The sequence below is a fragment of the Luedemannella flava genome (assembly GCF_039528515.1).
GTDB lineage: Bacteria > Actinomycetota > Actinomycetes > Mycobacteriales > Micromonosporaceae > Luedemannella > Luedemannella flava.
In genome coordinates, this window is record NZ_BAAALT010000009.1 from 125,776 (window position 1) to 146,748 (window position 20,973).

A 20,973-nucleotide genomic window follows, 5' to 3' on the forward strand; every position below is an offset into this window, starting at 1 on the left:
GGTGCCCGGCTGGGGTCGGACCGAAACCCCGAAGCTCGGCGCCACACCCACGCCGGTCACGAACCGAGAGTGATTTTGAAGACGCGTTCGTCACTGTTGTTCGGCACGCTGTCCTTGTCACCGCGGGTGCTGGTGGTCAGCCACAGGCCGCCGTCGATACTCGGCTCCACAGTCCGCAGCCGGCCGTACGTACCGCTGAGGAACTGCTGCAGGCCGGTCAGGCCGGAACCGGAGATCTGTGCCCGGTACAGGCGGGCGCCGCGCAGGCAGGCGATGAACAGCGCGTCGCGGACGATCGCGATCCCGCTGCACGAGCCGGCCGCCACCGGGTACGTCTGCTTGGGCGCCACGAATCCGGGTTCGGCGCAGTTGCCGGTCGTGCCTTCGCAGCGCGGCCAACCGTAGTTGCCGCCGCGTACGATGAGGTTCGTCTCGTCCATGACGGAGTTACCGAACTCCTGCTCCCACAACTGGCCCCGCGAGTCGAAGGCGAGCCCTTGCGGGTTGCGGTGGCCGTAGCTCCACACGGCGTTGCCGAACGGGTTGTCCGCGGGGATGCTGCCGTCCGGGTTGATGCGGAGCACCTTGCCCGCGAGGTTCGCGAGGTCCTGGGCCCATTCGCCGTTCTGGCCGTCGCCCGTGGAGATGTACAGCTTGCCATCCGGGCCGAACCGCAGCCGTCCTCCGTTGTGGTACTTGTTGCGCGGGATGCCGGTCAGCAGGACCTGCGGGCTTCCGCTGAGTACCCCGCCCGTGTAGCGCATGCGTACCACGCGGTTGTCCGTCGCGGTGGTGTGCATGATGTACAGCCAGGGATCGGCGTTGAAGTCCGGCGCGATCTCGAGGCCCAGAACGCCGCCTTCTCCGTCCGTCCCCGCCGCGCCGGGAACCTGTCCGATGCTGGTCGTGGCGCCCGTGGCCGGGTCGAGCCGGGCGATCTCGAAGACGTCCCGCCGGCTGTACAGGACATCGCCGCTCGGCAACTGCGTCAGGCCCCACGGCACATCGGTGTCCCTGGTGACCTCGGTGACGGTGCAGATAGCCGAGGTGCACGCCGCCCCGGTCGTGACCGCCGGCGCGGCGCTGGACGTCGAGCGGTTGCCCTGGGCGTCGCGGGCCACGACCTGGTACTCGTAGCGGGTGCCGGGCGCCAGCCCGCTGTCGATGAACGTCGTCGTCCCGCCGGTGGTCGAGCCGACCGGCACCCCGTCACGGGTGATCTCGTATCCGGTGACGGCGACGTTGTCAGTGGCGGCCGCCCAGCGGAGGGTGACCGTGGTGCCGGCCGCGGTGGCGCTCAGGTCGGTGGGTGCCGTCGGTGGCTCGGTGTCGGCCTGGCACTGCGGCACGGTGATCGGGACGGTGGCGCTGGCCTGTGACACGTTGCCCGCGGCGTCCCGGGCATTGACGTACAGACCCCACTGGGCTCCCGGCGTCGCGGTCAGGACGGTGGACAGCGTGGTGCCGGGCACCGAGGTCATCTGTTGGCCGTCGTGGTAGATGTCGTAGAAGGCGACGCCCACGTTGTCCGACGAGGCCGTCCACGACAACCGGACCGACGTGCAGGTCAGCTCCGTAACCCGCGCGCTGCCCGGCACCGTCGGCGCGACCGTGTCGGTGGCCGTGCCGACAGGTGCCAACTGCCAGATCTGGCTGGTACGGCGCAGGTCGGTGTACTGGACGACGTCGGCGCCGTTGGCGGTGGAGGAGTTACGGACGTCGACGGCCCTGCCGCTGTTGCGGTTGATCAGACGCACGTATCCGTCGCCGGAGTCAGCGAGGCGGAACTGCTGTCCCGTGCTGTTCTGGTCGGTCGACTGGACGACGGTGGCGAGGTTGGTGGTGGCCGAGCCGCGGATGGTGAGGACCTTGCCGGAGTGCCGGGACCGCAGTCGGTAGAAGCCGTCTCCGGAACTTACGAACTGCCACTGCTGCCAGGCTCCGTTGTTGCGGGTCCACTGGGTGATCCGCGCACCGTCGCTCGTCGCCCGGTTGTACACGTCCAACGCCCTACCCGAGTTGCGATTCAGCAGGACGTACCAGGCGCTGGTATCCGGCGTGGCGGCCGACGCCGGCGATCCGGTCAACACCAGGCTGCCGGCGGTCAAAGTCAGTGCGGTCATCCCGAACGTCACCCAACGCCGGCCGGCCGACGGACACCGCAACGGCCACCTCAGTCGCCACTGCCACTTCACGAGGTCTGTCACCGAACATCTCCATCCCCAGGCGCTGACTGCGTGGGCGCGGGTCGGGCCGCAGGGGTCAAGGGGCGCTTCACCCGAACCGCTATATCGATGTACCCCGATTTATGATCCACAATCCCGAACGGGCATTCATCCGCGTCGACGCGTATTCAGCGGTTGACACGAGCGGCGGCGGGCCGCAGGCTCCGAGTTGGGAACGCTCCCAGCACCCCGACATTTGGAGCTATACCGTGAAAATCCACCTTCGCGTCCCAGCGATCGCCGCCGCGCTCGTCGCCGCTGTTGTGGTGACCGCGGCGCCCGCCAGCGCCAACATCGCTGACGGCACCACCTTCTACACACGGAAGCCGGACCACAGCGCGCTCGAACAGATCGCGCAGCTCAAGGCGAGCGGTCAGAAGACCCTCGCTCGTCAGTTCAAGACCATGATCGAGACGCCGCAGGCCGTTTGGGTCACCGGCGGCTCGGGTCGCAAGCTGACGCAGGACATCAAGGCCACCGTCCGGCGGGCTGCCGGCAAGAAGACCGTGCCGGTGTTCGTCGCCTACAACGTCCCGTTCCGCGACTGCTCGCAGTACTCAGCCGGAGGCGCGACCTCGGTGGCGGAGTACAAGGCATGGGTCGACGCCTTCGCCGCCGGCATCGGCAAGCATGAGGTCGCCATCGTGCTGGAGCCCGATGGCCTCGGCATCATCCCGTGGTACACCTCGATCAACGGCGCGTCGGAATGGTGCAAACCGGCGGAGGCCGACCCGGCCACCGCGGCGGCCGAGCGCTTCACGATGCTGAACTACGCGGTCGACCGGTTCGGCGCCCTGCCTCGCACGAGCGTCTACCTCGACGGCACGCACAGCTCCTGGCTGGGCGCCGGCGACGTCGCCGACCGCCTGGTGAAGGCCGGGGTACAGCGCGCCGACGGGTTCTTCCTCAACGTGTCGAACTTCGAGACCACCGAACGGCAGCTCAAGTTCGGCAACTGGATCTCGAAGTGCATCTGGTACGGAACCGCGGGTCCGGACTGGGCCCGTGGGCACTTCGACTGGTGCGCGAGCCAGTACTACCCGGCCAGCCCCAACGACTTCAGCACCTGGGCGCTGACCGACGCCTGGTACGCGGACAACGTCGGCAGTGTTCCGGCTGACCAGTTGGCCCACTTCGTGGTGGACACCAGCCGCAACGGGCAGGGCCCGTGGACGCCGCCGGCGGGCAACGGCTGGCCGGACCCGCAGGTCTGGTGCAACCCGCCGGACCGGGGCCTGGGCCTGCGCCCGACGACCGCGACCGGTGATCCGTTGGCCGACGCCTTCCTGTGGATCAAGACTCCCGGCCAGTCCGACGGTCAGTGCGACCGCGGTACCGGCACCGGTCACGACCCGGCGCGCGGCGGCATCGCCGACCCGGCGGCCGGCGCGTGGTTCCCCCAGCAGGCGCTGGAGCTCGTACGCTTCGCCAACCCGCCCCTGAGCTGAGCCCGGGCGCGCAACGAGGCTGCCCGCCTGTCCACCGGGACAGGCGGGCAGCCGTCTTTCGGGCTGACCAGCGTCCATTTCCGGGTTGTGGATCTCTGGATACCCGGAGCCGGAAGCTGGGATGACGGCCGAGAAAATCTATGCCCAGAGCACTAGATATTCTCGCCGCGATGGGCTAATGTTCCTAGCGTAGACAGCAGAGATCACGGAAGACGCCGATGAGTCAGACCGTGCACGAGGCAGGGCCCGAACCCATTCGTGGCTCGCTCGGCACAGCACGACGTTCGCCGCAGGTGTGCGGGGCCATGGAGTTGCGTGGGGCCCCGCCGCGGGCGGACAGCACAACAGCACCACGGATATTGGAAGCAGAGGAAAGGGAGGGCTGAACACCGTTGGATCGCCCGCCGCCACGACGCCGTTGCGGCTCTGGCGCGGACACCGCAGTTTCCATCGAACGAAAGGTGGTCTCCGGTCACGCTTACGCGATCCTCGCGCCCCACGTCGCCACTGGCGACGGGTGCGGATACGACAAACCGACGACCCTGTCGGTAGATGGTGTTTTCGACCCGTAACCCTGGGCCCCGGCGCTCCCACGCCGGGGCCCTCGTCGTGGAGAGATGTATATGGCCCAACCCGACGACATGTTCGGCGACGAGGATTACCCCGCCTACACAATGGGCCGCGCCGCGGAGATCACCGGCGCCTCGCAGGACTTCCTACGCCGCCTCGACGAGGCGAAGCTGATCACCCCGCTCCGGTCGGCCGGCGGACACCGCCGCTACTCCCGCTACCAGCTACGCCTCGCCGCACGGGCCCGCGAGATGGTCGACCAGGGCACCGCCCTGGAAGCCGCCTGCCGGATCATCATCCTCGAGGACCAGCTCGAAGAGGCCCTACGGCAGAACGAGAACTACCGACTCCAACAAGAATCCGGCGGCGCCTGACCCGATCGCACGCTCTCCGCTGATCCATCGAAGCGCACCGCCCAGCCTGGCTTCCCACAACTGCTAGGGCACGGGTTGCCCGTGCGAAGGGTCGGCGGTGGGTGGTGGCGCCGGCCGCAGGCGTCCGCGGCCCGGTATGCCGGCGCCACCGTTCGTCAGCCGCGCAGGCTCCACCGCTGGTTGGCATTGGTGTGGCAGGAATAGAGTTGGATCCTCGTGCCGTTGGCGGTGGCGGCGCCGGTCGCGTCCAGGCACAGTCCTGATTGGACACCGCTGATGGTGCCGTTGGAGTTCAGAATCCACTGTTGGTTGTTCTGGCCGTTGCAGTCCCAGATGATGACGGCAGTGCCGTTGCTCGTGCCCCGGCCGTTGGCGTCCAGGCACTTGTTGCCGTAGACCATGAGCTGCCTGTTGGCCGTATAGGTCCAGCGCTGGTTGGTGCCGCCCTGACAGTCCCACAACTGCACCTGGGTGCCGTTCGACGTGGAGGTGTTCGGCACGTCGATGCAGCGACCCGACCCCGCACCCACGATCATGACATTCGACTGGCCGGTCGGCGGCGGGCTGGTAGGGGGCGCCGACGTGGGTGTGGTGCCGCTGGCGAAGGCGGAGATGAACCGCCAGGCTTCTCCCTTGGTCCAGGTCTGGGCACCGTTCTCGCAGCCGGAGCACCCGTCGACCGGGCCCGGCCCGTGGCCGCCGTCGAACGCGGCCCACTGCACCGGGTAGCCGGCCCGGCAGGAGTAGACGGTCGTGATGTGCCGGCCGCTGCCCGCCGCCGGCTCCGGAGCGTTCTGCGCGGCGCAGCCGTTGTTGCGCAGGAACGTGTCACGCAGCGATCGTCCGGACGAGATGTTGAGGACATTGTCGGAGATGCCGTGGATCCCGAAGTACCCGATGGGTTGGGTACCGCCGCTGCACCCGGACAGTTGCGCACCGGAGTAGACCACGACAGCTCGGAAGACCGAGGCCCGGGCGCACGCGATGGCGTAGCTCATCCCACCGCCGTAGCTGAAGCCCATGGCGAACCGCTGGGTGGTGTCCACGCAGAGGTCGTTCTCGATCAGCCGGTTCATGTCGTCGGTGAACGTGATGTCCTGGCCGTTCGAGTTGGCCCAGCCGTTCCCGATGCCCTGCGGCGCCACCAGGATCGCGCTGTTGTTCGACTGCTGCTGCATGCCGTAGTAGGCCCAGGAGCTGCCGCTCGTGCCACCGGAGGAGACGTCGGTCATGGTGCCGCCGCGCCAGTGGTAGGCGAAGATCAACCGGTACGGCCGGGTGTTGCTGTAGCCGTCGGGGATCCGTAGGACGAAGCTGCGGTTCTGGCCGCTGCTCTGGATGGTGTGCGTGCCGCTGCGCAGCGTAGGGGATTTACCGCAGCCGGCCGTCGTCGCCGCCGACGCGGAGGGGGCGACGACCGTCATGACGGCGATCGTCCCTCCGGTTACCAGGGTCATGGCGCCGAGGGCGACCAGCCACCGTCTGGCGGAGAGCTTCCATGGGACGGGTTTCATGACTTCCACTCCTTGTTGTGTGGTCTAGGCAGCCCCGATCGGTGTGCGGCCGGCATCCCGGCGGGACCGGCAGGGTGAATGTCCGGGGCGGCCGGTCCAAGGTCCGATGAACGTTCGCTTGCTCACCTCCGGGGCGACGGCGCGGACGACCGTGGGGCGAAGCGTGGTCGAAACATATGTCGTATGATGTCTCAGGTCAAGCAATGGACATACGTCGATGTGCGCCCTGGCAGAACATCCGTCCCGCTGGAGGAATCACATATGAAGGAGAAGCTGCGAAGTCTCGCCGCCGCACTGACGGCGCTGTGCACCGTGGCGCTCGTGCTCGTCGCACTGCCACGGCCGGCGGCCGCGGCACCCTACACGTCGCAGGGCTCCAACCGGGCCGTGCTCAACTTCAACACCCATTGGTTGTTCGCGGGTGAGGTGCCCGGCGGGGCCGGTCAGGCCGTGGGGTTGGACGAGAGCGCGTTCGTCCCGGTGAGCCTTCCCTACTTCCGGGTCCATCCGCACAAGGGCTTCCCGAAGGGCGACTTCGAGGTGCCGGTGTCGTGGTACCGCCGCCACTTCACGGTGCCCAGCCAGTACGCCGGTCGCCGGATCGCGGTGGAGTTCCAGGGCGTCGCCAAGGTCGCCGATGTCTACGTCAACGGCACCTTCGTCGGCCAGCACAAGGGCGCGTACACCTCGTTCACCTACGACATCACGCCGTATGTGAACGTCGGCGGCGCCGACAACGTCATCGCCGTCAAGGTGGACTCCAACACCCGCAACGACATCCCGCCGGAAGGCGGCGCCATCGACTACTACGTCTGGGGCGGCATCGTCCGCGACGTCAACATGATCATCACTGATCCGGTGGCCGTCGACTGGGTCTACCTCACCACGCCGAGCCTCAACACGGTCACCGCGCGGACCCGGGTCCGCAACGACAGCACCGTGTCGAAGTCGGTCACGGTCGTCACCCAGATCGTGGACGCGGACAACAACGTCGTGGCGACCGGCACGGCCAGCCAGACCATCGCGGCCCGGTCCGCGGCCGAAGTCAGCTACAACACCACCACCATCGCCAACCCCGTCAACTGGCATCCGGATCGTCCGTACCTTTACACGGCCTACACCCAGGTCCGCGACGGATCCACCTTTGTCGACGAGCACCGGACCCGGTTGGGCATCCGCACCATCCAGTTCAACCGCACCGACGGGAAGTTCTACATCAACGGGCAGGCGTTGAAGTTGCGCGGCCTGAACCGGCACGAGTCCTTCCCGTACATCGGCCGGGCCGCGCCGAACCGCCTGCAGGCCAAGGACGCCGACATCATCAAGCGGGAGCTCGGCGCCAACATCGTGCGCACCTCGCACTACCCGCAGGATCCGGAGTTCCTCGACCGCGCCGACGAGATCGGATTGCTGGTCCTGGAGGAGATTCCCGGCTGGCAGCACATCGGCAACACCGCGTGGCAGGACATCGCGGTCGAGAACGTACGCGAGATGATCATGCGGGACCGCAACCACCCGTCGATCGTGCTCTGGGGTGTGCGGATCAACGAGTCCGGCGACAACCGCACCTTCTACACGCGCACCAACAACCTGGCCCGGCAGCTCGACCCGTCCCGGCCCACCGGCGGGATCCGCAACTTCAAGGGCAGCGAGTTCCTGGAGGACGTCTACACCTATAACGACTTCTCCGGCACCGCGGAGGCCCCGACGGTGCTGCCGTGGCTGATCACCGAGTCGGTCGGCCACACCGCGCCCGTCCGCTCCTGGGACTCCGAGTCGGCGCTGCTCGGCACGATGCGGGTGCACCTCAACGTCCAGAACACCGCCGCCGGCCGGGCCAACATGGCCGGCGCCCTGGGATGGGTGTCGTTCGACTACAACACCACGTTCGTCACCCCGCCGTCCTGCCACGACTACACGTGCTACCACGGCGTTTCCGACATCTTCCGGATCCCGAAGCTGGACGCCGCCGCGTTCGCCTCGCAGCGGGACCCGGCGCTGTACGGCCCGTACGTCTCGATCCTCAGCCGGTGGACGCCGGGCCAGTCCAGCAGCACGGTGCTGGTCGCCGGCAACTGCCAGCAGGTGGAGCTGTTCACCAACGGCTCCTCCCGCGGCCGCATCAACCCCAACACCTACACCAACCTGCCGCATCCGCTCTTCCAGTACACCGGGGTGAGCATCGCCGGACAGGCGCGGGCGGACTGCTGGATCAACGGGCAGATCGCGGCCACCGACACGAAGTTCATCCCCGGTTCGGCGACCCGGCTGGTGCTGGTCGCCGACGACACGTCCATCAAGGCCGACGGGGCTGACCTGACCCGCGTCGTGGTCAAGGCCGTCGACAGCAACAACCAGGTGGTACCCACCAATAGCGCCGCGGTGACGTTCAGCGTCACCGGGCCGGGGGCGATCGTGGGCGAGAGCCCGCTGACGCTCGAGGCGGGCACCGGCGCGGTGTACCTCAAGAGCGCGTTGGGTCAGACCGGCACGGTGACGCTGACGGCGTCGGCGACAGGCCTGACGTCGGCCAGCACCAGCGTGGCCACGACGGCGTTCACCGACCCGATCGTGCCCACCACCGGCTCGTACACGTTCGGGTTCCCCACGGACGTCAACGACCGGCAGAGCTTCACCTACGCCGGAAGCTGGCAGGCGGCCGGCGACAGCGCGTCCTTCAGCAAGGACAACACGCGCAGCGGCACGGCCGGTGACACGGCCACGTTGAAGGTCACCGGAAACCGCGTGGTGCTGTACGGAGTGCAGGACCCGTCGCACGGTTCGGCGGCCATCTCGGTCGACGGCGGCGCCGAGCGGACGGTCAGCTTCCAGGCGTCCGCGCGTCGGGGCAACGTCGCGCTCTACGACAGTGGCCCGCTCACGCAGGGCGAACACACGGTCCGGGTACGGGTGGTCGGCAACGGCACCGTCGCGCTGGACCGGGCCATCGTCGTATTGGCGGCGCCAGCCGTCGTCTCGCCAGCGCCCCCGGCCAGCGGAGGCAGCAGCGGTCAACAGGGCGCCCTCGTCGGCGCGGCGTCCAACCGCTGCCTTGACGTGCCGAATTCGACGACGACCAACGGCACCCAGGTGCAGCTCTGGGACTGCTCCGGCGGCACCAACCAGCGGTGGACCTACACCACGAGCCGGCAGTTGATGGTGTACGGCAACAAGTGCCTGGACGCCTACGGTCAGGGCACCGCCAACGGCACCGTGGTGGCCATCTGGGACTGCAACGGTGGCGCCAACCAGCAGTGGAACCTCAACACCAACGGCAGCATCACCGGCGTCCAGTCCGGATTGTGCCTGGACGCCAACGGCGCCGGTACGGCCAACGGCACGAAGATCATCTTGTGGTCGTGTCACGGCGGCGTGAACCAGCAGTGGACCTTGCGGTCATAACGACGGCGTCGCCAACACCGGCTGGACCGCGCACCCGCGGTCCAGCCGGTCGGCCATCGACCTGCACACACACTCGTGACCTCGGCTGCGCGGGCAGGCGCACGGTCGCCTACAACGTGGTCACCGGGCCACTACCAGCGCGCGCTCGGCAAGAAGAGCCCGCAACCGCGCCTCCTGCTCCGGTCCCAACCCCGCCTTCGGCAGGGAGTACGCGTGCCGCGGTCCATAGAACAGCAGCCAGCTCGCGTCGCTCTCCATGACCCGGGTAATCGCCGTCCACGCCAACTCGCTGCGCATGGACGGCCGCTCCTCGACGATCCGCTCATCGGTCACGGTGACCACCGCGTCCTCCTGGCATGCCGCTGGAAGCTCAGCTACGGCGCTGCGCAGCGACCGACTGGTGCCCACGCCGACGTACAGGCCGTAGGCGGCCAGGAGCAGCGGGACGATCGCAAGAAGCCGCATTCTGTCGGAGATCAGTACCAGCGCCGCCCCACCGCTGCCCACCGCCACGGCGGCGATGGCGAACGAGCGCGCGCCGGCCAACGAACTGCGATAGATGACCCGCAGGTCGGCAAGGCTGTTCGCGGGATCGAACGGCTTGTTGACACGGATCTCCATCGGGCCTCCTCCAACAGTGGGTGAGGATCATCCCCTGCGGGGCAGGACGGCCGCAGCCCCTGTTTCATGATCCGCCGGTGGGAAGACCCCCGCCAGCGTCTTCACCACCTGTACTGACGTTATAAGGGCAGGTCACCGTTGCGACGATCGTTGGAACTCGTCCTAGAGCCGTGAAGGTGGGAAATGCTCCGGTCACGTTTCACAACGCCCGTGCTTGTCGTCCTGGCGGCACTCGCCGTGCTGTCGCCGGGGCCGCTCGGAACCCGACCGGCGTTCGCGTCGGCGACCGCGACGGTGGATCCCGCGCCCGCCGGCGAACCGCGGGACAGTGTGCTGGTCGACGGCACCGGCGAGGTATATGGCACCCCCGATACGCTCACCGCCGAACTGGGGGTGGAGACCACGGCGGCCACGGTCGGCGAAGCGATGGATCGCGCCAGCGTCGCGGCCACCCGGATGCGCGACGCGCTCCTGCGCGCCGGGATCGCCAGAGCCGACATTCAGACGTCGAGTGTCAGCGTCGCCCCGAAAGAGGATGAAGATCAGAGGATCATCGGTTACACCGCGAGCGTGGGGCTCACTGTGAAGATCCGGGATCTGCGGCGCGCCGGAGCGATCCTGTCCGCCGCCATCGCCGCGGGAGGTAACGCGGCGCGGCTGGACGGCGTGTCGTACGCGATCGACAACGACGCCGCGCTGCTCGCCACAGCGCGCAGGAAAGCGTTCGCGGACGCGCGGCGAAAGGCCGAACTTTATGCCCGTGAGGCGGGCCGGCGGCTCGGCCGGGTGCTCAAGGTGAGCGAGACGGCTGCCAGTTGCGGGGAATGCGACGGCGGGCGCGGTGCGTTCGCGGGTGGTGGCTCAGCGGCGCCGATCGAGCCGGGCCGCCAGCGGTTGACGGTGACCGTCACTGTGGAGTGGGCGCTCGACCCGTCGCCGAGGCGAGCCGACTGACGATCAGCCGGGCACGCGACCGGCATTGGCGAAGTCGGCGGCGGCATTAGGGTGACCGGATGGCCGATGAACCCGCCATGGCGACGGTTATCCACATTCACGAGGACGACTGGGGCATGCGCCGCCTCTACCCGATCTCGGCCGCTGTCGAGGTCGCGGATGAGGTACGCGCTGCTCAAGCTGCGAGCGATGCGAACCGCGCGCCTGACGGTTCGGGGTGGACGCAACTGCATGTCATTCAGGCGCCGACACATGACTACACGGAGTCGGGCCTGAGCTTCGCGCGGGTCGACGCCGTGCTCGCGCCGATCCTGCCGCGCGTAAGGAGATTTGCCGCCACCGCGATGGCGGGCTTCGGCGACGGTGCACACGATCCTTTCGGCACCTACGAGGATGACGCCTACTGCTACGGCGCCGACGCGACCTGTTTCATCAAACTGGACGGCGATGACCCGCTGGTACGACAGATCTGGTTCCAGGCCGAAACGCAGGACGCTGGACGACTCCGGGCGCTGCGTGATGCGATCGTCGCCCTCGACCAACTCGTGCCGTCGGTCATCGCCGACTACTGGCTCGATCGCACCGGCACGGTGGGCGACGACGCATTCCTGGACGACTACATGCGCCTCCTGGGAGGGGCGGGCGAGGACTGAGCACGGTTCGGTCCCGGCCGGGTCGAGGTCCAACGTGGATCGTCGGTGGCTGATAACGGGGCGGCAGAAGGCGATCTGATCGCGTAGCCTTTCCCGCGCACGTTTCCTGATCGGTCATGGGGGAGGAACGTTGTCCGTTCGCCGGCGCCTACTCGTTGCCATCTCGGCCAGCACGCTGCTGGCGGGTCTCGGAGTCGCCACGGTGGCCGCGCCGGCCCACGCGGCGACCACCCAGGTGTACGTCGACAACAACCCCGCGAAGTGCTCGGACAGCGGTGCCGGCACGGCTACCCAGCCGTTCTGCACGATCGCGGCGGGCCTCGCGGCGGTCGGCCCGGGCATGCAGCTGAACATCTACGGCCAGTTCGCCGAGCACCTGACCATCGCGAAGTCGGGTACGCCGGAGCAACCGATCACGATCTATGCCAACGGCGGCGTGCTGACCGGCGCCAACGCCGGTCTCACCATCGACGGTCAGCACGACATCGTGGTCAGGAACCTGGCAATCAACGGCAGCAGCGCCGCCACCGGTGCCGCGGTCGCCCTGACGAACTCGACCCGCATCACGCTGGACAGCACCACCGTCGTGGGCACGGTGTGGGCGTACGGCTACCGGCTCACCGGTGTGACGGACTCCTCGCTTCTGCGCGTGAGCGCGTACGCCGGCGGCACCGGCATCGCGGTGGACAGCACGTCGGCCCGCGACATCATCGAGCCGTGGCTGCTCAGCAGCACCCAGGCCGGATCGGCAGCCGGTGTATCGGTGCTCGGTTCGCAGATCACCGTGCGGAACACGTACGCGATCCGCACCTTCTACGGCGCGCAGATCGACGTCGGGCCGGGCGCGACCGACACTGTGGTGGTCAACAACCGGATTCCGGACGCCAAGCGCGGCGTGGGCATCCGCGTCAAGGACGCCACCGGCACGGTCATCACGAACAACACGGTCGCCGGCTGCCTGGCCGCGATCCGGGTCGAGGGCAACGCGACCGGCACCTCGGTGCAGAACAACGTGGTGCGTGCGCCGGCCAGCGGCGGCTGCGACCCGGCCGAGGCGGACGCGGAGATCGGCGTCTACGGGGCGGCCGTGGGCAGCACCACGGTCGACTACAACAGCCTCGCCAAGGTTTTCACCCGTCCGTACGCCTGGGGCACCTTCATCAGAACGCTGGCCGACTTCCAGGCCGCGTCCGGCCAGGGCGCCCACGACCGGACGTTCACGACCACGGACGATCCGGCCGTCGTGGACTCGGCGAACTCGGCCGCGCCCGGCGCGCCCGACACGGACGCCAACGGCGCCACCCGGGTGGACAACGAGTACATCGCCAACTCCGGCGCCGGCCCGATCGACTACGCCGACCGGGGCGCCGAGGAGTACACGCAGGTCCCGACCGCGCGGCTGACCGTGACGACCCGCCGCGCCGACCTGCAGGTCACCGCGGACGCCTCCGCCTCGACGCTGGCGGGGGCGCCGGCCACGTACGAGTTCACCTTCGGCGACGGCACCACGGTGACCCAGTCGACGCCGGTCGCCACGCACACCTACGCCCGCGGCGGCATCTGGAACGTGACCGTCAAGGTCGCCGGCGTTTCGACCGCCCAGGCGTCGGCGTCGTTCCTCAACGGCGTCTACCAACCGGTCGACGTCGGGACGGCCCGCGTCCTGGACACCCGGTCGAAGATCGGCGTGACGACGACCACGCCGCTGGCCGCCCGCCAGACCCTCACGCTGCCGATCCTCGGGCGCAACGGGGTGCCGGCCGCCGACGTCCACTCCGTGGCCCTCAACGTCACGGTGCTGAGCGGCACCGCCGCCGGCTCGCTGACGGTGTACGGCGGCGGGACCTCCGGCGCCCCGAACATCCACTGGGTCGCGGGCCGGGTCGTCGCCAACCTGGTCACCGTACCGGTGACCGACGGCAAGGTCGTGTTCACCAACAACAGCTCCGGCACGGTCCACGTCGTCGCGGACCTGGCCGGGTACTACACCTACAACGCCGGCTCCCTGTTCACGGCGACCAACCCGGTCCGGGTGCTGAACACGGCCACGAAGACGGGCGTGTCCACGACCACCCCGATCGCGCCCAAGGGCACACTCACGTTCCAGCTCGCGGGGGTCGGGGGCGTGCCGGCCAGCGACGTGGCGGCGGTGGTCCTGAACGTCACGGCGTTCGCCGGGACCTCTACGGGCTCCCTGAACATCACCCCGAACGGCAAGCCCCTGCTGCCCGTGAACGCGCTGAGCTGGGTGGCCGGCGCGTCGACGCCGAACCTGGTCATCGTCCCGATGACCAACGGCAAAATCAACTTCTACAACGGGAGTACGGGCACCGTGCACGTGGTCGCCGACGTGTTCGGCTACTTCAGTGCTTCATCCAACAACGTGTTCGTGACCGAGCAGCCGACCAGCGTCCTGAACACCACGGTCGCCGGTAAGGCCACGGTCGCCGCCAACGTCAGCGGCGTTCTCCGCGACGAGTACGCGGTGCGCGCGGTCGTCCTCAACACGACGGTGAGTGCCGGCGCGTCCGACGGCTGGCTGACCGTGCACCCCAACGACGCCGCCGTGCCGGGCACGTCGAACCTCAACTGGGTCACCGGGGAGACCGTCGGCAACAGCATCATCGTCCGGACGGGCAACCGGATCGTGAACTTCGTCAACGGCAGCAGCGGAAAGGTCACCGTCAGAGCCGACGCGGTCGGCTACTTCGTCAACGGAGTCTGACAAGGGGTGGGTCGACAGTCGAAGGTAGGGTTGGGTGATGTCTGTTCGCCTTGGTCGAGCCCTTGCCCGGACGATCGGATTGCCCCTGCTGTTCGCGTTCGCCCTGCTCGCCGGGTGCAGTGACGGAGAGGGCACCGACGTCAACTGCAACCTTCAGGAATGCACCGTCACCTTCCAGCGTGGCGTGGAGGCCTCAGCCAACGTCTTCGGCCTTGAAGCCAAGCTGGTCGCCGTGGAGGACGGCATGGTCACGCTCGATATCGGCGGCAACCGGATCACCGTGCCGACCGACGGTGATGCCGAGGGCGTCCGGGTCCGCGAGGTCACCAAGGAGAACGTGGTCGTGGTCATCCCGCACAACATCGCGGGCTGACGGGCGCGGTCAGACCCACGCGCTCACTCCCCGGGCTCGTCGTCGATGCGCTGGCTGACCTTCCGGGCGCAGGCGGTGATCGTCGCCTCGACGTCGACGCCGAGGCTCGCGATGGCGACCATGGTGGCGAACGCGACGTCAGCGAGTTCGGCGGCGACGTCGTCGACCGTGTGGCTGTGCCCCTTGCGGGGGTTCTGCCCGAGGGCGCCGATCCAGGCGCCCGCCGCCTCGCCGGCCTCCTCGACGATCTTCAGGATGCGCAGGGTGATCTCGGCCTGGTCGCGGCCGTTGGTGGCGTCGAACCACGCCACCGCGGCGCGTACCCGCGCCCACAGGTCGTCCGTGCCGCTCATTTGTTCCGTCATCGCGCGGCAGCCTATCCCGCGGGCGTAGCCACCTGAGTCCCCGGCGGCGTGGGGACGTTCGGCCCTGACCGGACGTTGCTCCCGTGGCCAACACTGGGATTCACACCACCGTCGCGTGACGGCCGGTCCCTTACGAAGGGCGGTCACACCATGAACGATCGCAACGGGCGAGGGCGCCCCCATCACCACGGCGGCAGCGCCGTCTACGGGTTGGGTCTCATCGGGGCGCTCGTCTACTACATCCAGGCGGCCGACGGCTTCTGGTCCGGGGTGGTCGGCATCCTCAAGGCCCTCGTCTGGCCGGCCTTCCTGGTGTACGAGGCGCTGAAGTCACTGGCCGGCTGACCGCTTCTCGTGGGCGCCGGGCAGGATGAAGCCCGACTCGTACGCCGCGATGACCGCCTGGGTCCGGTCGCGGGCGCCGAGTTTCAGCAGGATCGACGCCACGTGGGACTTCACCGTCTGTAGGGACAGCCACAGGTCCCTGGCGGGTTGCTCAAGCGTCGCCTTCGATATCAGGCGCCTAACGGGCCTGCCGTGCCGCCCGATCGGGGGATGTCGCGGAAGTCGATCTTAGACAAGATCGCCTAGCTGGTGCGGCGGACTCGGGGGCGACGTGGGGTCGAGGGAACAACAGGACGACGATCCGTTGCGGCAGTTGGAGGAGTGGGGGCGGGGCGCCGAGCGGCGCGTACGCCGCGCCCACCTCCGCCGGCGCCTGACGCGGATCCTGACGTGGCCACTGCGGCCCGTGCTACGGCCGGGCCACATCGTGGCGATCCTCGTCGTCGCGGTGGTAGGTGGGTTCGTCTGGGTCAACCGGCCCGCGATGTTCAGCCCCGCGGGTGGCGAGCCCGGCTACGTGGCGCCGAGCGTGCCGGCCGGCCTTACCGCGTCGGCCGCTCCGTCGGGGCCGTTCGCCGGCACGCCGGCCGCCCATTGGGCCGAGGGAGCCGCGGGCATCGCGTTGCCCGCGGCGACCGCCGTCAACGGCTTCTCGAAGGCGCAGGTGGCCGACGACCTCGCCGCTGTCCGCGCGGCGCTGGTAGCGGCCCGCCTCGACCACCGGCTCCTCGTCGATCACGACATGTCCGCGTTTCTGAAGCTTGTGGCGCCCAGAACCCGCGGATATCTCACCGACTACTACGAGGACGGCGAAGGGCTGTCCATCGTCACCGTGGTGGGCAGGGACAAACCGCTGAGCGAGCTCGCGCCGCGCGTCAAGGGGAAGCTCTCGTTCCGTTCCGTCACCGACAACCGCGGTCGGCGGATTCTCGAGGTCATCAGCAACTTCGTCTGGGTGTACGCCTTCGCGGACGGGCAGGTGGCCCTGATCCACGACCGGGTCCAGTGGCGCTTCTACCGCGCCGGCGACGTGCGCACCGCGGATCTGGGACCGCGGCCGTACCGGTGGAGTGCGTACTGGCACAACATCGACTGCGCCGCCATGGAGCGAGGCGTCCTGGCGCCACCGGGCACAGCCCCCACGAACGGCGTGCCGGTCACCGAGAACCCCGACAACTACTACGACCCCGACCATCCCATGGAGATCCCCGACACGTGTTCATAACGGGACGCGGCCCCCCACCAGGCGGTGGAGGGCCACGTCCGGCTAACGGTCGTGGGTCAGCTGGTGAGCTTCCACGGGCCGTTGGGCGTACCCGGTGTGTCGTTACGGGTCCACCACTGCGCCACGTACGTCCTGCCCTCGTACACCACGGTGTCGCCCGCGTTGTAGATGCCGGACGGAGTCCACAGCGTCGCGCCGTCCGGCGCGGTCGCGATCTCCGACCACGGGCCGTTGGTCGCGCCCGGCTTCTGGTTGCGGGTCCACCACTGGGCCACGTACGTCTTGCCCTCGTACACCACGGTGTCGCCGGTGTTGAAGATCCGCGACGGGGTCCAGAGCGTCGAGCCGTCGTCGGCCGTGGCGATCTGCTGCCACGCGCCGTACGGGTCGCCCGGCTTCTGCGTGGTCTTCTTCGTCCACGCCAGCCAGAACTTGCCGTCGTAGGTCACCCAGTCGCCGGCGTTGTACGTCGTGCCGGACTTCCAGGCCGGCACGGCCGAGCCGACCAGTTTGCCTACGCCCCAGCGGGCGGTGGTCTGGTAGCCCGTGCCCGTCGGCTCGGCCCACGAGTGCACCGCGGTGCGCGCGCCGGCCGTGCCGTCGTTGACCTGGAAGTCCAGGCCCTGGAACGTGCCGTTGCCGCCCTCGCCGGCCAGGGTGATGGCCGCCTCGACGACGTAGCCGGTGTCGGTCAGCTTCGTCGCGCTGCGCAGGCGGGCCTCCTGGGCGGCCGCGTCGCCCGTACCGAAGGTGTGGAGGTTGTTGACGTTGATCCGCATCTGCGTGTCCTCGGCCCGGTAGGAGCCGTGCTTCGCGTTGCCCGGATCGACGAACAGCTCCACCGAGTCCTGCTCGTACGCGTTCGACGACGACACGTCGATGGTCGGATCGGTCACCGTGGCCAGGACGTACAGGGTGTCGTTCTGCCACAGGGTGCGCACGTCCGCGGTCGCCCCGTCGGCGGCACCGGACTGGACCTTCTCGGTCCGCACGACCTTCGCGTCGGCCCAGAACTCGTCGACCGTACCGTCGATCTTCGGCGCCTGGCGGGCCTGCACGACCTGCAGGTACGACAACGGCTCGAGGAACGACAGGCTGCCCAGGGCACCCGGCGAGTTCCATGCCGCCACAACCTCATCACCATCGAGTACGCGCACGTCGAGGCTGCCCGTGCCGCCCTGTGCGACGTCGGTGTGCGGCAGGTGCACGACCGCCCGCCAACCGTCGCCGTCGGTGTCGACCACGCCCTGAGCGCCGCCGGTGCCGTCCCTACGGAGCGTCAGCTCCTTGCCGGCGTACGCGAACTCCACGGCGTCGGACGCGTCGTCGGCCACCGTGACCAGGACGGTCAGGTGGTCGGCGGTCCACCGCAGGCCGAATGAGGCGTCCCCGTCGCCGATCTTGACCGGCGGCAGCTGCTTCCACTCGACCGCGCCGAACGCGTCGGCGTCCAGGGCGACGTCGCCGCCGAAGACGTTCGCCGTACGCAGGCGCGCCGGCAGGTGCTCCGGGTCGGCGACGCCGTAGTAGGCCGGCTTCGCCTGCAGCTGCCCGTCGAACAGCAGCGGGGCCTGCTCCGCCCGCCAGGAGCGGGTGTCGTTGATGCCCCAGACCGTGGCCGAGAACAGCTCGTGCTCCCGGAACACCTTGAACGCGTCCCGGTAGAAGTAGCCCTGGTCGATGGTCTGCGCCTGGGTGATCGGGGTGGCGAGCGTGACGTCGAGCTCGGTCACCGCCTGCACCACCGGCAGGTCCTCGAACCGGTCCAGCGCGCCGTCGAGCGAGCTGATCGGGGTGGTCATGCTGAGGTGCATCTGGTGGCCCACGCCGTCCACGGGGACGTTGCGGGCGAGCAGGCGCTGCACGAGCGCGTGGTAGCGGTCCTGCTTGCCGTCCTGCTCGGAGTTGTAGTCGTTGATGAACAGCTTCACCGGACGGGTGACCCCGCTGGCCGCGTGGTCGACGTTGAACGCCTGGTCGGCGTACTGGAAGGCCAGGTCGATGTGGTCCTCGCCGAGGATCCGGAAGTACTCGCTGCGGCGCAGGCCGTCCGGGTTCTCGGGGGTGTCGGCGACGACCTCGTTGACCACGTCGAACGCGACGATCGGGTTGGTGGCGCTGCCGAACTTGCCGTAGTTGGTGGCGAGCCAGTTCGCCACCTTGTTGATGTGGTCCTTCAGGCGCTGGCTCAGGACCGCCCTACCGGTCGCGTCGGCCGGCAGCGGGTTGCCCGCGTCATCCTGGAAGAACCAGTCCGGCGTCTGCGCGTACCACAGCAGCGTGTGCCCGTAGACCCGCAGGTCGTTGTCCCGCGCGAAGTCCATCAGGGCGATCGCGTCCGAGCTCGGCCGGAAGTTGCGGTCCGCGTCGTACCAGGCCTCGGGCTTGAAGTGGTTCTCCGGGGTGATCTGGTCGAAGTGCTTGAGGGTCAGCTTCCCGGGGTTGCCGACCGTCTCGCGGCTGTCGATCGCCACGCCGACCGGGAAGTCGAGGGCGTCCTTGATCGGCGTGATGTCCTCGACCACGCTCGGCTGCGTGGTGATCGAGATGTCGTCGATCAGGTACGTGTACGCCACGTTCGGGTCGAGGTTGCTGGTGCCGATGTAGAGCTGCAGCGTCGTGGGGTCGGTGCCCGACGGCGCCGAGCCCGGCGCGGTCCACTCGGCCGTGACGGTGGACCACGCGTCCGCCGTCATCGTGGTGTTACCGATCCACTCGTACTGCGGCTTCATCACGAAGCGCACCCCCGCGGACCCGGGCGTACCCGCGGCCAGGCGTGCCTTCATCGAGATCGTGTACGTCTTGCCGGTCTGGAACAGGCCGGTCGGGCTCTGCAGGCCGACGTAGTCCGCGTCGCGGTCGTTGACGCTGAGCACCTTGCCGCCGTCCGGGCCGTCGACCACGGTCAGCGTGCCGGAGCCGCCGCCGCTCTGCGTCCAGGCGCCGGTGGTGCCGTCCTCGAAGTCGACGGAGCTCACCACGGTCGCCGGCGGGGTCGTCGGCGTTCCGGTGACGGTCACGTCGTCGAGCAGGAACGGGGTGGTCCCCTCGGCCTCGACGTAGAGCGAGGCGTCGCTCACGCCGGCCGGGAAGGTGTAGCTGCCGCCGATCTGCACCCACGTGCCCGCGGTGGTCGCGACGCTGCCGCCGATCCAGTCGTAGCTGTTGGAGCTGCCGTCGGCCGGGGTGCGCTGCACGGTGAAGTGGACACCCGCGGAGCCCTCGGTGCCCGCCGGGAGCTTCACCCAGCCGGTCACGTTGTAGGTGCCGCCGGCCCGAAACATATCGGTAGCGTTGGTGGCGGGTCCGTTCCAGTTGTCGGTCCGACCGGTGACCGACAGGCTGTGCGAGCCGCCGTGCGCCTCGTCCGCGAGCGCCAGGGTCACCGGGCCCCGCGCACCCCACGGGGTGTACGTGGACTCAAAGTCGTTGGACAACAACACCGTGTCAGCCGCGCTGGCGGAAGCTGGGGCGAGTCCGATCAAAAGGATCGCGCTGGCGGCGACCACGATAGGGCGACGTATTGATCGTCGCGGTGAGGTAATTCGATGCCGATTGATAAGACGCACGATGATCTCCATGCACGGCAGGTGGTGGAAAGGAGAGTGATGGATGCCGCCGGCGTTAATGCGCCGGTACGTGAGGACGCGGGGATGTTATCCAGGTCAACCGAAAATCGTCGAGAGCCCTGGGGGTCCATTTTCGATCGAAACTTTCGATGTCGATGAATGCCGTTGAATCTGATCAAGCAAGATCAGGACAAAATGTCATCTACGGTTGATGTCATGAACGCGCTGCTGAGCACCCTGACCGAGGCGGAGCTCGCGTTGGTCCGCGAGTCCGAGCGGGACAGCATCGTCGACGCCGACGAGGACACCCTCGTGGACCTCCACACGCGGGTCCGCCGCGCCCGCAACAAATACGTGGGCATGTACCGCCGGCAGGCCAGCGCCCGGGTCGCCGAGCACGGCGGTCGGGGCAAGGCGCGACCGAAGAACCTGCGCAACGCCGAGAAGGCGGAGATCTTCGAGGACGCGCTGGCCCGGGTCAGCCGGCAGCTCGCCGTCGCCGCCAAGCGCAGCGCCATGGAGCTGCGCGCCGAGCGCCTCGCCGCCGCGCGCGAGGCGCGCAACATGGCCCCGCCCACGGCGACCCGGTCCGCGACGTCGCGGCGCGGCG

General features: G+C 68.7%; 15 protein-coding genes and 1 pseudogene. 10 read left to right on the forward strand and 6 right to left on the reverse strand.

All coding sequences use genetic code 11. From position 1 onward, the window contains the following. Window positions 1–56 precede the first annotated feature (56 nt). Window positions 57–2,123: a PQQ-dependent sugar dehydrogenase gene (locus tag ABD211_RS03000; RefSeq protein ID WP_344125918.1), complete on the reverse strand. Its 2,067-nt coding sequence runs from the start codon at window positions 2,121–2,123 to the stop codon at window positions 57–59. A gap of 311 nt (window positions 2,124–2,434) precedes the next feature. On the opposite strand from ABD211_RS03000, the gene ABD211_RS03005 reads away from it, so the two are divergent. Then, on the forward strand, window positions 2,435–3,673 hold the full coding sequence (locus ABD211_RS03005; protein ID WP_344125920.1) for a glycoside hydrolase family 6 protein: 1,239 nt from the start codon (window positions 2,435–2,437) through the stop codon (window positions 3,671–3,673). Window positions 3,674–4,296: 623 nt separating this feature from the next. Beyond that, window positions 4,297–4,617, forward strand: coding sequence for a helix-turn-helix domain-containing protein (locus ABD211_RS03010; RefSeq protein ID WP_344125922.1), 321 nt, complete (start codon window positions 4,297–4,299; stop codon window positions 4,615–4,617). 155 nt (window positions 4,618–4,772) lie between these two features. Here the strand turns inward: ABD211_RS03010 and ABD211_RS03015 are convergent, their stop codons facing one another. Continuing rightward, entirely contained in the window at window positions 4,773–6,131 is a 1,359-nt protein-coding gene (locus tag ABD211_RS03015; RefSeq protein WP_425560326.1) for an RICIN domain-containing protein, read from the reverse strand. A gap of 261 nt (window positions 6,132–6,392) precedes the next feature. Here ABD211_RS03015 and ABD211_RS03020 point away from each other — a divergent pair, with 261 nt between their 5' ends. Then, complete coding sequence (locus ABD211_RS03020; protein WP_344125924.1) at window positions 6,393–9,533, forward strand: RICIN domain-containing protein; 3,141 nt, start codon at window positions 6,393–6,395, stop codon at window positions 9,531–9,533. 210 nt (window positions 9,534–9,743) lie between these two features. On the opposite strand, the pseudogene ABD211_RS03025 reads toward ABD211_RS03020, so the two are convergent. Next, window positions 9,744–10,154, reverse strand: a pseudogene (locus ABD211_RS03025) (YcxB family protein); the annotation flags it as partial. Between the two features lie 210 nt (window positions 10,155–10,364). Between ABD211_RS03025 and ABD211_RS03030 the strand changes: the two are divergent. The 4 genes from ABD211_RS03030 to ABD211_RS03045 all read left to right on the forward strand — a co-directional run bounded on the left by ABD211_RS03030 (window position 10,365) and on the right by ABD211_RS03045 (window position 14,859). Next, window positions 10,365–11,108: an SIMPL domain-containing protein gene (locus tag ABD211_RS03030; RefSeq protein ID WP_344125928.1), complete on the forward strand. Its 744-nt coding sequence runs from the start codon at window positions 10,365–10,367 to the stop codon at window positions 11,106–11,108. 59 nt (window positions 11,109–11,167) lie between these two features. After that, entirely contained in the window at window positions 11,168–11,761 is a 594-nt protein-coding gene (locus ABD211_RS03035; protein WP_344125930.1) for a hypothetical protein, read from the forward strand. Between the two features lie 130 nt (window positions 11,762–11,891). After that, a complete protein-coding gene (locus ABD211_RS03040; RefSeq protein ID WP_344125932.1) occupies window positions 11,892–14,486 on the forward strand; it encodes a beta strand repeat-containing protein in 2,595 nt (864 codons plus the stop codon). A 37-nt stretch (window positions 14,487–14,523) separates the two neighbouring features. Then, window positions 14,524–14,859, forward strand: a complete 336-nt coding sequence (locus tag ABD211_RS03045; RefSeq protein ID WP_344125934.1) for a hypothetical protein — start codon at window positions 14,524–14,526, stop codon at window positions 14,857–14,859. 23 nt (window positions 14,860–14,882) lie between these two features. On the opposite strand, the gene ABD211_RS03050 is transcribed toward ABD211_RS03045, so the two are convergent. Continuing rightward, window positions 14,883–15,224 carry a MazG-like family protein gene (locus tag ABD211_RS03050; RefSeq protein WP_344125936.1) on the reverse strand — a complete coding sequence of 114 codons (342 nt, stop codon included), beginning with the start codon at window positions 15,222–15,224 and terminating at the stop codon, window positions 14,883–14,885. Between the two features lie 150 nt (window positions 15,225–15,374). Here ABD211_RS03050 and ABD211_RS03055 point away from each other — a divergent pair, with 150 nt between their 5' ends. Further along, entirely contained in the window at window positions 15,375–15,569 is a 195-nt protein-coding gene (locus ABD211_RS03055) for a hypothetical protein (RefSeq protein ID WP_344125938.1), read from the forward strand. Here ABD211_RS03055 and ABD211_RS03060 read toward each other — a convergent pair. Beyond that, complete coding sequence (locus ABD211_RS03060) at window positions 15,555–15,773, reverse strand: response regulator transcription factor (RefSeq protein WP_425560327.1); 219 nt, start codon at window positions 15,771–15,773, stop codon at window positions 15,555–15,557. The genes ABD211_RS03055 and ABD211_RS03060 overlap by 15 nt on opposite strands. A gap of 67 nt (window positions 15,774–15,840) precedes the next feature. On the opposite strand from ABD211_RS03060, the gene ABD211_RS03065 reads away from it, so the two are divergent. Continuing rightward, complete coding sequence (locus ABD211_RS03065; RefSeq protein ID WP_344125940.1) at window positions 15,841–16,794, forward strand: hypothetical protein; 954 nt, start codon at window positions 15,841–15,843, stop codon at window positions 16,792–16,794. A 56-nt stretch (window positions 16,795–16,850) separates the two neighbouring features. On the opposite strand, the gene ABD211_RS03070 is transcribed toward ABD211_RS03065, so the two are convergent. Continuing rightward, on the reverse strand, window positions 16,851–20,231 hold the full coding sequence (locus ABD211_RS03070) for an endo-1,4-beta-xylanase (RefSeq protein WP_344125942.1): 3,381 nt from the start codon (window positions 20,229–20,231) through the stop codon (window positions 16,851–16,853). Between the two features lie 348 nt (window positions 20,232–20,579). Between ABD211_RS03070 and ABD211_RS03075 the strand changes: the two genes are divergently transcribed. Beyond that, the coding region (locus tag ABD211_RS03075) for a hypothetical protein (RefSeq protein ID WP_344125944.1) at window positions 20,580–20,973 on the forward strand (394 nt) is incomplete at its 3' end.

Bases quoted from the DNA above. Each gene is read 5' to 3' on its own strand.
- ABD211_RS03020 (WP_344125924.1), top strand. From the start codon at position 6,393: ATGAAGGAGAAGCTGCGAAGTCTCGCCGCCGCACTGACGGCGCTGTGC.
- ABD211_RS03045 (WP_344125934.1), top strand. From the start codon at position 14,524: ATGTCTGTTCGCCTTGGTCGAGCCCTTGCCCGGACGATCGGATTGCCC.
- ABD211_RS03035 (WP_344125930.1), top strand. From the start codon at position 11,168: ATGGCCGATGAACCCGCCATGGCGACGGTTATCCACATTCACGAGGAC.
- ABD211_RS03015 (WP_425560326.1), bottom strand. From the start codon at position 6,131: ATGAAACCCGTCCCATGGAAGCTCTCCGCCAGACGGTGGCTGGTCGCC.
- ABD211_RS03055 (WP_344125938.1), top strand. From the start codon at position 15,375: ATGAACGATCGCAACGGGCGAGGGCGCCCCCATCACCACGGCGGCAGC.
- ABD211_RS03010 (WP_344125922.1), top strand. From the start codon at position 4,297: ATGGCCCAACCCGACGACATGTTCGGCGACGAGGATTACCCCGCCTAC.
- ABD211_RS03000 (WP_344125918.1), bottom strand. From the start codon at position 2,123: ATGACCGCACTGACTTTGACCGCCGGCAGCCTGGTGTTGACCGGATCG.
- ABD211_RS03050 (WP_344125936.1), bottom strand. From the start codon at position 15,224: ATGACGGAACAAATGAGCGGCACGGACGACCTGTGGGCGCGGGTACGC.